We start from the raw sequence: 12,258 nt of genomic DNA, 5'->3' as shown, positions 1-12,258 counted from the left end.
ATTTAATGGAATCTGTTATGACTCAAATCGACCGCCTGCTTGGCATCATGAAACGCCTGCGCGATCCGGAAAACGGCTGCCCGTGGGATAAAGAGCAGACTTTCGCCACCATTGCGCCTTACACGCTGGAAGAGACCTACGAAGTGCTGGACGCGATTTCGCGCGAGGATTTCGACGACCTGCGCGGTGAGCTGGGCGACCTGCTGTTCCAGGTGGTGTTCTACGCGCAGATGGCGCAGGAAGAGGGGCGCTTTAACTTTGACGATATCTGCGCCGCTATCAGCGACAAGCTGGAGCGTCGTCATCCGCATATCTTTGGTGATGCCTCCGCAGGCAACAGTGCGGAAGTGCTGGCGCGCTGGGAGCAGATAAAAAGCGCCGAACGCGCTGAAAAATCCCAGCACTCGGCGCTGGACGACATTCCCCTGAACCTTCCCGCGCTGATGCGCGCGCACAAAATTCAAAAGCGCTGCTCGGCGGTAGGGTTTGACTGGAACTCTCTCGGCCCGGTGCTGGAAAAAGTGCACGAAGAGATCGACGAAGTGATGCATGAAGCGCAGCAGGCCGTTGTGGATGAAGCAAAGCTGGAAGAGGAGATGGGCGATCTGCTGTTTGCGACCGTCAACCTTTCGCGCCACCTCGGTGTAAAAGCGGAAACCGCCCTGCAAAAAGCGAACATTAAATTCGAACGACGCTTTCGCGAAGTTGAGCGGATTGTGGCCTCGCGCGGCCTGGAAATGAGCGGGATTGACCTCGACGCGATGGAAGAAGTCTGGCAGGAAGTAAAACGCCAGGAACATGATCTCTAACGAGATTTTGCGATCAAGCGCAATTTGTGTGATTTTTTAAATGACAAGCGCTTGATTTGCGTCAAAAACATTTACCCAAAAGGGGCTATTTTCTCACTCCTTATGTTTGTCATGGCCTGGAGTGGAGACGGAGAATGAAAGTTTGTGGCGCTCGTCGTGTTCGGGTATACTACTTTCCCGTCCTGGTTATTCCATCGTTTCACCCTAACTTCTCAGGTTCAGCATGACAACGAACTATATTTTTGTGACCGGCGGGGTCGTATCCTCTCTGGGTAAAGGCATTGCCGCAGCCTCCCTCGCAGCCATTCTTGAAGCCCGTGGCCTCAATGTGACCATGATGAAACTGGATCCGTACATCAACGTCGATCCTGGCACCATGAGCCCAACCCAACACGGGGAAGTGTTCGTTACTGAAGACGGCGCTGAAACCGATCTGGATCTTGGCCACTACGAGCGTTTCATCCGTACCAAAATGACCCGTCGTAACAACTTTACGACTGGCCGTATCTACTCTGACGTTCTGCGTAAAGAGCGCCGTGGTGACTACCTGGGCGCGACCGTGCAGGTCATCCCACACATCACTAACGCCATCAAAGAACGTGTCCTTGCCGGTGGCGAAGGGCATGACGTTGTGCTGGTTGAAATCGGCGGTACCGTAGGGGATATCGAATCCCTGCCGTTCCTCGAAGCGATTCGTCAGCTGGCGGTAGATATTGGTCGTGAGCACGCGCTGTTCATGCACCTGACGCTGGTGCCTTACATGGCAGCAGCAGGTGAAGTGAAAACCAAACCGACTCAGCACTCTGTTAAAGAGTTGCTCTCCATCGGTATTCAGCCTGACATCCTGGTTTGCCGTTCCGATCGCGCGATTCCGGCGAACGAACGCGCGAAAATTGCATTGTTCTGTAACGTGCCTGAAAAAGCCGTTATTTCAATGAAAGATGTCGATTCCATTTATAAAATCCCGGGCCTGTTGAAATCACAGGGTCTGGACGATTATATTTGTAAACGATTCAGCTTGAACTGTCCGGAAGCTAACCTGTCTGAATGGGAGCAGGTGATTTACGAAGAAGCCAATCCGGGCGGCGAAGTGACTATCGGTATGGTCGGCAAGTACATCGAACTGCCGGATGCCTATAAGTCAGTTATCGAAGCGCTGAAACACGGTGGTCTGAAGAATCGCGTCTCTGTGAACATCAAGCTGATTGATTCACAGGATGTGGAGACGCGCGGCGTTGAAATTCTTAAAGATCTGGATGCTATCCTCATCCCTGGCGGCTTCGGCTACCGTGGTGTTGAAGGCAAGATCGCCACTGCACGCTATGCGCGTGAAAACAATATTCCATACCTCGGTATCTGCCTGGGTATGCAGGTTGCGCTGATTGAATTTGCGCGCAACGTAGCGGGAATGGAAAACGCGAACTCTACGGAATTTGTGCCAGACTGTAAGTACCCTGTTGTGGCGCTGATTACGGAATGGCGCGACGAAGACGGTAACGTCGAAGTCCGTACCGAGAAGAGCGATCTGGGTGGCACCATGCGTCTTGGCGCACAGGCCTGCCAGCTGTCCGACGATAGCGTGGTACGCAAGCTGTACGGCGAGCCGGTCATCACCGAGCGCCATCGTCACCGCTATGAAGTCAACAACATGTTGTTGAAACAAATTGAAGCTGCGGGTCTGCGTGTTGCGGGCCGTTCCGGGGATGATCAGTTAGTCGAGATCATCGAAGTGCCTAACCATCCGTGGTTCGTGGCCTGCCAATTCCACCCGGAATTTACTTCAACGCCGCGTGACGGGCATCCGCTGTTTGCAGGCTTCGTGAAAGCCGCCAGCGAGTACCAGAAGCGTCAGGCGAAGTAAAAAAAGTTAGAACGGCAACGCGTACCTTTGGTACGCGTTGTTTGTCTGGAGTTTTAGTTTAACTTGTACTGAGGAAAATCTAATGTCCAAAATCGTTAAAGTCATCGGTCGTGAAATCATCGACTCCCGTGGTAACCCGACCGTTGAAGCTGAAGTTCATCTGGAAGGTGGTTTCGTCGGTATGGCAGCGGCTCCATCAGGTGCTTCTACAGGTTCCCGCGAAGCGCTGGAACTGCGTGATGGCGACAAATCCCGTTTCATGGGCAAAGGCGTACTGAAAGCGGTTGGCGCTGTTAACGGTCCTATTGCTCAGGCTATCGTTGGCAAAGATGCTAAAGATCAGGCTGGCATCGACAAGATCATGATCGATCTGGACGGTACTGAAAACAAATCTAACTTCGGTGCGAACGCAATCCTGGCCGTTTCCCTGGCGAACGCCAAAGCGGCAGCGGCAGCTAAAGGCATGCCACTGTTCGAGCACATCGCTGAACTGAACGGCACCCCAGGCAAATACTCCATGCCTGTACCAATGATGAACATCATCAACGGTGGTGAGCACGCAGACAACAACGTTGATATTCAGGAATTCATGATTCAGCCAGTTGGCGCGAAAACCCTGAAAGAAGCGGTACGTATGGGTTCTGAAGTGTTCCACAACCTGGCTAAAGTTCTGAAAGCTAAAGGCATGAACACGGCTGTTGGTGACGAAGGCGGCTACGCGCCAAACCTGGGTTCTAACGCAGAAGCACTGGCTGTTATCGCTGAAGCAGTTAAAGCAGCAGGCTACGAGCTGGGCAAAGACATCACCCTGGCGATGGACTGCGCAGCATCTGAATTCTACAAAGACGGTAAATACGTTCTGGCCGGCGAAGGCAACAAAGCGTTCACCTCTGAAGAGTTCACCCACTTCCTGGAAGACCTGACCAAACAGTACCCAATCGTTTCTATCGAAGACGGTCTGGACGAGTCTGACTGGGATGGTTTCGCATACCAGACCAAAGTACTGGGCGACAAAATCCAGCTGGTTGGTGACGATCTGTTCGTAACCAACACCAAGATCCTGAAAGAAGGTATCGAGAAAGGCATCGTTAACTCCATTCTGATCAAATTCAACCAGATCGGTTCTCTGACCGAAACGCTGGCTGCGATCAAAATGGCGAAAGACGCTGGCTACACCGCGGTTATCTCTCACCGTTCTGGCGAAACTGAAGACGCTACCATCGCTGACCTGGCTGTGGGTACCGCAGCTGGCCAGATCAAAACCGGTTCTATGAGCCGTTCTGACCGTGTTGCTAAATACAACCAGCTGATTCGTATCGAAGAAGCGCTGGGCGAAAAAGCACCTTACAACGGTCGTAAAGAGATCAAAGGCCAGGCATAAGCCTGAACCTTCGTTCTTATGAAAAAACCCGCTTCGGCGGGTTTTTTGTTTTCTATAGCAGAAGCGGCAACGTGGCGCTTGCCGTTTGCTGGCTGACGTCACCGTAATGGCTGTCTACTGCAATAAGGGAAGTGGTTAGCAGTTCAACCAGCAGCATCACGCCAACCTTGGCGTTGAGCGCACCCGCGCTCAGCGGTCCCTCTGGCTTGGCTGCAACCAGCTGTAAATCGCTCAGGGAGGCCAGCGGGCTGCGGGGCGTATTGCTGAGCGCCAGTACCTTAACGCCGCGCTTGCGGGCGAGTTTCACCACGTGAAGCAGATCCCGTGTAGAGCCGGAACTTGAGATGGCCACCACCAGCGTCTCTTTCGAGAGCGTCGTCGCATTCATGGCGGCGCGATGCATATCGCTAAACAGCTGTGCAGGTTTGCCGAGTCGCAGCAGCTTGTAATGCAAATACTCCCCCAGAATTGCGCTGGCCGCCACCCCGTAAATTTGCACTGACTGCGCCTGATGCAGGGCCAGTGTCGCCTGTTCAAGCTGGGCCCGGTCGAGGAGTTTTGCGGTATCTTGCAGCGCCTGGACAGACTCATCCACCACGTTATCTATTGCATCTCCTGCCTGACGCTCCGGCAAACCCTGCTGAATATCCAGCGCAAGCGCCATTTTAAATTCGTTATATCCCTTACAGCCCAGCGTGCGGCAAAGGCGTGTGACGCTGGCCTCGCTGGTGCCGCTTTCACGCGCCAGCTCGGTGATCGTCAGGTAGAGCACCCTGGCAGGATCGTTGAGGACAAACTCCCCCAGTTTTTGTTGCGTTGGGCTGTACCCGGAAGCCTCCTGGCGTAGCTTCAGCAGCAGGTTTTCATGGTCCGACATGCTAGATCCTTAATGCGTTTCTCTGCCAACTAGTGTGGCGGAAAGCGGGGGAGAGATGCCAGTCATTTCGAAAAAGTATGATCGGTGTCCTGGTTTTTGGTGGTAATTTTCACAATTAAAAATATATATGGTAAAAATTTTCATCAATAACCAGGGGGATAAAAAAATGATGCAAATGTTCAGCGGAGCGTCTTCCGGCGGATGGTTTGAAAAAGCGCAGCGCTTCGGCAAATCCTTTATGTTACCCATCGCCATACTGCCCGCAGCAGGTCTGTTGCTGGGGATCGGCGGGGCGCTATCGAATCCAAATACGCTTACTGCGTATCCATTTTTAGACGTTGGCTGGCTACAGGCCATCTTTACCATCATGAGCAGCGCAGGCTCGATTGTGTTTGCAAACCTGTCGGTACTGTTTGCTGTTGGGGTCGCCGTTGGGCTGGCGAAAAATGATAAAGGCACGGCAGGGCTGGCGGCGTTGCTCGCTTATCTGGTGATGAATGCCACTATCAATGCGCTGCTGATCCTGACCGGAAAACTGGCGCATGAGAACCCGGGCGCCGTAGGGCAGGGCATGACGCTGGGTATTCAGACGCTTGAAACGGGCGTGTTTGGTGGGGTAGTTATTGGGCTGGTGACCTGCGCACTGCATCATCGGTTTAATAAAATCGCGCTTCCGCAATTCCTGGGCTTTTTTGGCGGCTCACGCTTCGTTCCCATTATCAGCTCACTGGCGGCGATACTCGTCGGCGCGCTGATGACCGTGGTCTGGCCGCATTTTCAGAAGCTGATCTTTGGCCTCGGCGGGCTGGTGGATGCCACCGGCTATCTGGGGACTTTGCTGTACGGCTTCATCCTGCGCATGCTTGGCCCGTTTGGTTTGCACCACATCTTCTATCTTCCGTTCTGGACCACCGCGCTTGGCGGCAGTGAAATTGTTAACGGTCACCTGGTTGAGGGCACGCAGCGGATCTTCTTCGCCCAGCTCGCCGACCCGAACACGCAGCATTTCTATGAGGGCACGTCGCGCTTCATGTCCGGGCGCTTTATTACCATGATGTTTGGTCTGCTCGGCGCCTGCCTTGCGATGTACCACACGGCCAGGCCGGAGAACAAAAAGCGGGTTGCCGGGCTGCTGCTCTCTGCGGCGTTAACCTCATTCCTGACGGGAATTACCGAGCCCATAGAGTTCTCATTCCTGTTTATTGCCCCGGTGCTGTACGTCATTCATGCGCTGTTTGACGGGCTGGCGTTCATGCTCGCGCACATGCTGCACATCACCATCGGACAAACATTCTCCGGCGGGTTTATTGATTTCGTGCTGTTCGGCATTTTGCAGGGGGAAGCGAAAACTAACTGGATGTTCGTCCCGCTGGTGGGCGTACCGTGGTTCTTCCTTTACTACTGTACCTTCCGCTATCTGATCAAACGTTTTGATTTTGCCACGCCGGGCCGTGAAAAGGAGGCGTTGGCTGACGAGGCTACCCTGCCGCAAAGCGAGCGCGCCGCGGCGGTGATCGCCGGGCTGGGAGGAAAAGACAATCTGGATGACGTTGACTGCTGCGCCACGCGCCTTCGCGTCACGGTGAAAGACGGTAGCAAAGTCAATGAATCTGCACTGAAAGCGACCGGCGCCCGCGGCGTAATCGTCCGCGGCAACGGTGTCCAGGTCATCTATGGACCGCACGTCACCATTATCAAAAACGAAGTAGAAGAGATCTTATCGTAATGAAAACTGTACTGGATAACCTGAAAGGAAAACTGGTCGTCTCCTGCCAGGCGCTGGAAAACGAACCGCTGCACAGCCCGTTTATTATGTCGCGAATGGCGCTGGCGGCGGCCCAGGGCGGTGCCGCTGCGATCCGCGCCAATAGCGTGGTGGATATTGAGGCTATCAAAGGGCTGGTCTCACTGCCGGTAATCGGCATCATCAAACGAGACTATCCGGACAGCGAGGTGTTCATCACCGCAACGCTCAAAGAAGTGGATGAGTTGATGGCGGTCGGCCCGGAGATCGTTGCGCTGGATGCGACCGCCCGGAAACGGCCCGGTGGCGGATCGCTGGACATGCTGATCGCGCAGATCCGCACCCGTTACCCTTCGCTGCTGCTGATGGCGGATATTGCCACCGTGCAGGAGGCCGTGGCCGCGCAGGCGCTGGGGTTTGATTGCGTCGGAACCACCCTTTACGGTTATACGGCGGAGACTGCGGGCCATTCGCTACCGGAAAATGACTGCGCGTTTTTGAAAGAGGTGCTGTCTGCCGTCACGATCCCCGTGATTGCTGAAGGTAACGTGGATACGCCTGAACGCGCGGCCAGGTGTCTGGCGCTGGGGGCGCACACGGTTGTCGTCGGCGGGGCGATCACCCGACCACAGCAAATTACGGAACGGTTTATGGCGGCAATTGGCGCGCAAAGCACCGATGGAGCATGATCATCTGACGGGGATCTGCGATACTTATCGTTTATCCCCTTAACAGAGTTGACTATGCAGTACCCGATTAACGAGATGTTCCAGACCCTGCAAGGCGAGGGTTACTTTACCGGCGTTCCCGCTATCTTTATTCGTTTACAGGGATGCCCGGTTGGCTGCGCCTGGTGTGATACCAAACATACGTGGGATAAGCTCGCAGATCGGGAAGTGTCGCTGTTCAGCATTCTGGCGAAAACCAAAGAGAGCGATAAATGGGGCGCGGGCAGCGCGGAAGATCTGCTTGCCATCATTGGTCGTCAGGGCTGGACGGCGCGGCATGTGGTGATCACCGGCGGGGAACCCTGCATTCACGATCTGATGCCGCTCACCGAACTGCTCGAGAAGAACGGCTATAGCTGTCAGATCGAAACCAGCGGCACCCATGAAGTGCGCTGCTCCCATTCAACGTGGGTCACGGTTTCACCAAAAGTGAATATGCGCGGCGGGTATGACGTACTGTCGCAGGCGCTTGAGCGTGCTGATGAGATCAAACATCCGGTGGGGCGCGTGCGTGACATCGAAGCGCTGGATGAACTGCTGGCGACGCTGACGGACGAAAAGCAGCGCGTGATCGCGCTACAGCCTATCAGCCAGAAAGACGATGCGACCCGTCTGTGCATTGAAACCTGTATCGCCCGCAACTGGCGGCTGTCGATGCAGACGCACAAATATCTGAACATTGCCTGATACTTTTGTGGCCCCGCTTAACGCGGGGCTTTTGTTGTTGGCAGTAAAGCCCAGGTCACGACTGCCGACCCAAGGCAAATCGCACTGTTGAAAAGCAAGGCATACTGCGCGGCACTGGCCGTTCCCATCGGCAGCCATAGCGCGTACAGCGATGCGGTGACCGCGATACCCATTGCGCCGCCCAGGGAACTGCCCATCTTATAGATCCCAGAAGCCACCCCCACTTTGTTTTCAGGGGCATTCATTACCGCCGTGTCCGTTGAGGGCGTAGCGTAACATCCGAGCCCCAGCCCGAATAAAATATTGCTCAGAAAAACGGTAACAATGTAGACCTCTTTGCTTAAGAAGGTGCATGAAATCAGCGAAATACCTGTTGCGGTCAGCAGCGGGCCGGTCATCATCGGCAGCCTGGCGCCATAGCGCTGAAGCAGTTTTTCACCCACCCGGATCATCGCCAGTACGGTAACCAGATACCCCAGCGTCATCATGCCGGTCTGTAGCGGTGACAGATGATGGCCCTGCTGCAACCAGATGCTGGCGATCATCATGGTGCCAATGCAGCCGTTGAGCAGGAAATTTGAGAATACCGAGGCGCTATAGGCCCGGTTTTTAAACAGGGCGAAATCGATCAGCGCCGCATCGCCTTTCCGCCGCCCGGTAACGATAAAGCACATCAGTGCAATCACGGCTCCACACAATACAAGAAGCGATAAACTGCTGCTCCAGCCCCAGCTGTGTCCTTTGCTGATAAACAGATTGAACAGCACCAGCATAAGGACAAAACTCACCAGGCCGCTGATATCCAGTTTGTGTCGACACGCATCAGTGCTGCAGCTTTCCGGCGTGGCGCGGATAAGCAATAGCGCGACCAGAGCCACCACCATCGACAAAATAAAAATCCAGCGCCAGCCCAGCGTGGTGGCGATGGCGCCTCCCACAAACGAGCTCAGGCCACTCCCGCCCCATGAACCGATAACCCAGAAACTGATTGCGCGCTGGCGTGCTTTACCTTCATACCAGGTTTTAATCAGCGCCAGCGTGGCGGGCATGATGCAGGCCGCTGATAGCCCCTGTATCGCTCTTCCCAACAAAAACAGGACGGGCTCCCATGAAATGAACAGCAGACCACTCCCGATCATGCTCAGGATCAGGCCAATCATGGTCAGGCGCATGCGCCCATACTTATCGGCAAACCCACCGCAGGCGACGACAAAACAGCCGCTGAACAACGCGCTCAGGCTGACGGCCAGCGTAAGGGTTTCGAGGGCAATATCGAGGCTATTCTGCATGGCCGGAACCACGTTGATAACCGACTGGGCAAACAGCCAGAATGTCAGAACGCTCATGACGATACCCGCCAGCAGCCGATCGTTACCGGCGTAGGCGGATGCGCCTGTCAGGGAAACGGTACTCATAGTGCAGCCCTCCCGGGAAGGTGCGAATCAGCGCAGATAGTGTTCGGTCAGTGCGGCCCACAGCGCCGCGCCGGTGAGGAGAATGTTGTCGTTAAAGTCGTAGCCCGGGTTATGTACCATGCAGCGGTCAGGCTCATCCCCGGCGCCAAGCGTGAAATAGCATCCATTGGGATTTTTCTCGAGCATGAAAGCAAAGTCCTCGCTGCCCATAAACGCATTGACCTCCGCGACGGCATCCTGACCGAACAGATCGGTGGCGACGCTGCGCACCATCTCGTTGGCTTGCGGATTGTTTTTCAGCACCGGGCTGCCGTTAATGTGTCGAATGGTGGCCGTCGCATTGAAACTTTCCGCCTGTGCAACGGCGATATCATGGATACGCTGTAGCACGGTTTGCCGCACGCGTTCATCCAGCGTGCGTACGGTAAGTTTCATCAACACTTTGTCGTTGATAATGTTAGGGGCGTGCCCGGCCTGAATGCTGCCTACGGTAACGACGGCTGGCTGGAAGGGGGTAATGTTGCGCGAAACAATCGACTGCAACGCGATAGTGATATGACAGGCAACCAGGGTGGCGTCAACGGTATGTTCTGGCACCGCGCCGTGACCACCCAAGCCGTTAACCTCAATATGAAGGGTGTCGGAAGAGGCCATCATGGCGCCATCGCGCAGACCAATTTTTCCGAGGGGCTGTGACGGCATATTGTGTAGACCAAAGATGTGGTCGCAGGGGAACAGGTCAAACAAACCGTCCTCTACCATAACGCGTCCGCCATACAGAAGTTCTTCCGCGGGCTGAAAAATAAGGTGCAGCGTGCCGTTAAAATTACGGGTGCGTGCCAGGTACTCCGCTGCATACAGGAGCGTTGTGGTGTGGCCGTCATGACCGCAGCCGTGGAATTTACCCTCAACGGTACTGCTCCACGCCTTGCCGTTGTTTTCCTGCATTGGCAGCGCATCCATATCGGCGCGCAGGCCCAGGCGTTTATGCCCGTTACCCACCTTCAGTGTGCCGACCACACCGGTTTTCGCCAGGCCGCGATGAACCTCATATCCCCATTCCTGAAGCAGAGCTGCAACGCGATCGCTCGTGTTGTGCTCCTCAAAACCAATTTCAGGATGCTGATGAAAATAGCGACGTAATTCAGTGAACCTGGCTTCGTTGCCACGCAGAGCTTCGATAATTGGATGTGTCATTTTTGTTATCCTTTTTCTGCCAAACGATGATAATTTCGAGTCTATGACGATCGTCCCGCCTGAAAATGCATTTTTTTGTTGTAAAGTGACGGCTTTACTTTGATTGTTTTTCATACAATTCAATTATGACAAAAAAGATCAGGTCATTTTTTGTCTTTGGTGAGGGGTAAGATGGCGCAACGGGGAGATGAGTTTTGGATAGAGATTCAGGACATTCGCCACTGCGTGGAGGATGAAGGCGATACGCTAACGTTGCTCTGGGTGCTGGAAGGGCGGGCAGAGCTGAACACCGATGTGGGACGTGACATCCTGGAGGCCAATACCCTTGCTATCATCAACCGTCATCGGCGCTGGCAGTTCACGAGCGAAACGGCAAATGTCACCCTGCGCGTAACCCTTTCCGGGCGCTGGGTCGTCCAGCTCTGCAATGATTTTTTTGCCCATGATTATGCTGTACCGGCAGAAGCCGGAGGCGTCTGGCCCCAATGCGATGCGCTTCGCGATCTGCTGCGCCAGCTTCTTGTGGTCACCCTCATCAACGACCCGCACCGCTACCGGCTGGAGGCGTACCGCTGGCTGAGCGAGATATTGCTGTTGCTGACCAGCCGCTTTCAACAGCCCGCCCGTATGCTGTCACGGGAACTTTCCTCAGCGCACAGCAAACGCATCGCCCGGGTGATAGAGCGGATCAATGCCAGTTATTCCCGCCGTATTACGCTTGCGGAAATCGCCGCGAGTGAATATGTCTCTGAAGCCTGGCTCTCTCGTCTCTTTCGCAAGGAGGTGGGGATCAGTTTCATGCAGTACATCACCCACCTGCGGCTGGAAAAGGCGGCCGACGCTCTCCGGCTGACGAACCGACCGCTGCACCAGATTGCGCTTGAGCAGGGTTTCGCCAGCACGCGTATGATGAGCGATCGGTTCAGGCGTGTTCACAATATGTCTCCGGGTGAGTTTCGTAAGGCCCGGCGCCAGCACCCGGAGGCGGCACGTATTCGGACGGACAGGCGTGAGCAGCGCTATCCGGTCGCCGTGGACAAGCTGTTTAGCCTGCTCAATGAACCGGTGGCGCGCGGTTGGGGAGCCTCGCCGCTCATCGTTCATCCGCAGCAGGAGCAGAGCCTGGATCTTGAGCAGCTCAATCCTCTTTCTGCCTCGCTGCGCCGTATGCGGGTGGGCATTACCCTGCGTGAGCTCGACGATTTGCTGCGTGAGGACGTCCGACAAAATCTGGAGGCGATAAATGAGGCCATTCCCATTGAGGGAATTGATATCGCCGAACCTTTTCTCAGCAGTCGTCTGTTTGCCACCGGGTGGGATGACCCCCAGATGGCGGGCTACGCCTGCTGGTACAATCTGCATCAGCTCTTCACCTGGCTGGCAAAAAAGCAGTGGACGGTGCTACTGCACACCGGCGTAACGACCCGTCGCGATCTTCTTACCCGTTTTTTACAACAGTCGGTTAATCATTTTTCGCCAGAGATCACCGCGGGCTGGCACTTCGTCATGCACTGGTCAACACAGGCAAGTGAGGAGACCCGGGAGCAGGTCTGGCTGGC

The 12,258-nt window shown here is 55.0% G+C and carries 10 protein-coding genes; 7 read left to right on the top strand and 3 right to left on the bottom strand.

The genetic code is table 11. The features are described from left to right. Positions 1 to 17 precede the first annotated feature (17 nt). The 3 genes from mazG (at position 18) to eno (ending at position 4,051) form a co-directional block, all read left to right on the top strand. Complete coding sequence (gene mazG / locus INF61_RS20600) at positions 18 to 809, top strand: nucleoside triphosphate pyrophosphohydrolase (RefSeq protein ID WP_017382826.1); 792 nt, start codon at positions 18 to 20, stop codon at positions 807 to 809. 223 nt (positions 810 to 1,032) lie between these two features. Then, on the top strand, positions 1,033 to 2,670 hold the full coding sequence (pyrG, locus tag INF61_RS20595; RefSeq protein WP_003862718.1) for a glutamine hydrolyzing CTP synthase: 1,638 nt from the start codon (positions 1,033 to 1,035) through the stop codon (positions 2,668 to 2,670). Between the two features lie 82 nt (positions 2,671 to 2,752). Continuing rightward, positions 2,753 to 4,051 carry a phosphopyruvate hydratase gene (gene eno / locus INF61_RS20590; RefSeq protein WP_006811784.1) on the top strand — a complete coding sequence of 433 codons (1,299 nt, stop codon included), beginning with the start codon at positions 2,753 to 2,755 and terminating at the stop codon, positions 4,049 to 4,051. A 52-nt stretch (positions 4,052 to 4,103) separates the two neighbouring features. Here the strand turns inward: eno and INF61_RS20585 are convergent, their stop codons facing one another. Beyond that, positions 4,104 to 4,928 (bottom strand): MurR/RpiR family transcriptional regulator, encoded by an 825-nt coding sequence (locus INF61_RS20585; RefSeq protein ID WP_015571725.1) that lies wholly within the window; start codon positions 4,926 to 4,928, stop codon positions 4,104 to 4,106. Between the two features lie 166 nt (positions 4,929 to 5,094). On the opposite strand from INF61_RS20585, the gene INF61_RS20580 reads away from it, so the two are divergent. Genes INF61_RS20580 through queE form a run of 3 tightly spaced genes read left to right on the top strand, consistent with a single transcriptional unit; the run spans position 5,095 to position 8,087 of the window. Further along, entirely contained in the window at positions 5,095 to 6,654 is a 1,560-nt protein-coding gene (locus INF61_RS20580; RefSeq protein ID WP_017382825.1) for a maltose/glucose-specific PTS transporter subunit IIC, read from the top strand. After that, positions 6,654 to 7,361, top strand: coding sequence for an N-acetylmannosamine-6-phosphate 2-epimerase (locus INF61_RS20575; protein ID WP_017692753.1), 708 nt, complete (start codon positions 6,654 to 6,656; stop codon positions 7,359 to 7,361). Before INF61_RS20580 ends, INF61_RS20575 begins: the two co-directional genes overlap by 1 nt. Before the next feature lie 54 nt (positions 7,362 to 7,415). Continuing rightward, on the top strand, positions 7,416 to 8,087 hold the full coding sequence (gene queE, locus INF61_RS20570; protein WP_006811780.1) for a 7-carboxy-7-deazaguanine synthase QueE: 672 nt from the start codon (positions 7,416 to 7,418) through the stop codon (positions 8,085 to 8,087). A 17-nt stretch (positions 8,088 to 8,104) separates the two neighbouring features. On the opposite strand, the gene INF61_RS20565 is transcribed toward queE, so the two are convergent. Next, positions 8,105 to 9,502, bottom strand: coding sequence for an MFS transporter (locus INF61_RS20565; RefSeq protein WP_193548083.1), 1,398 nt, complete (start codon positions 9,500 to 9,502; stop codon positions 8,105 to 8,107). A gap of 27 nt (positions 9,503 to 9,529) precedes the next feature. Then, positions 9,530 to 10,699, bottom strand: coding sequence for a M20 aminoacylase family protein (locus INF61_RS20560; RefSeq protein WP_032669308.1), 1,170 nt, complete (start codon positions 10,697 to 10,699; stop codon positions 9,530 to 9,532). Between the two features lie 171 nt (positions 10,700 to 10,870). Here INF61_RS20560 and INF61_RS20555 point away from each other — a divergent pair. Then, positions 10,871 to 12,258: AraC family transcriptional regulator (locus tag INF61_RS20555; protein WP_193548082.1), on the top strand; the 1,388-nt coding region annotated here is incomplete at its 3' end.

The sequence above is a fragment of the Enterobacter cloacae complex sp. P18RS genome (assembly GCF_014982105.1).
Classification (GTDB): domain Bacteria; phylum Pseudomonadota; class Gammaproteobacteria; order Enterobacterales; family Enterobacteriaceae; genus Enterobacter; species Enterobacter hormaechei_C.
Note: the sequence above shows the minus strand (reverse complement) of the source record. Positions and strands in the feature narration are given on the sequence as shown.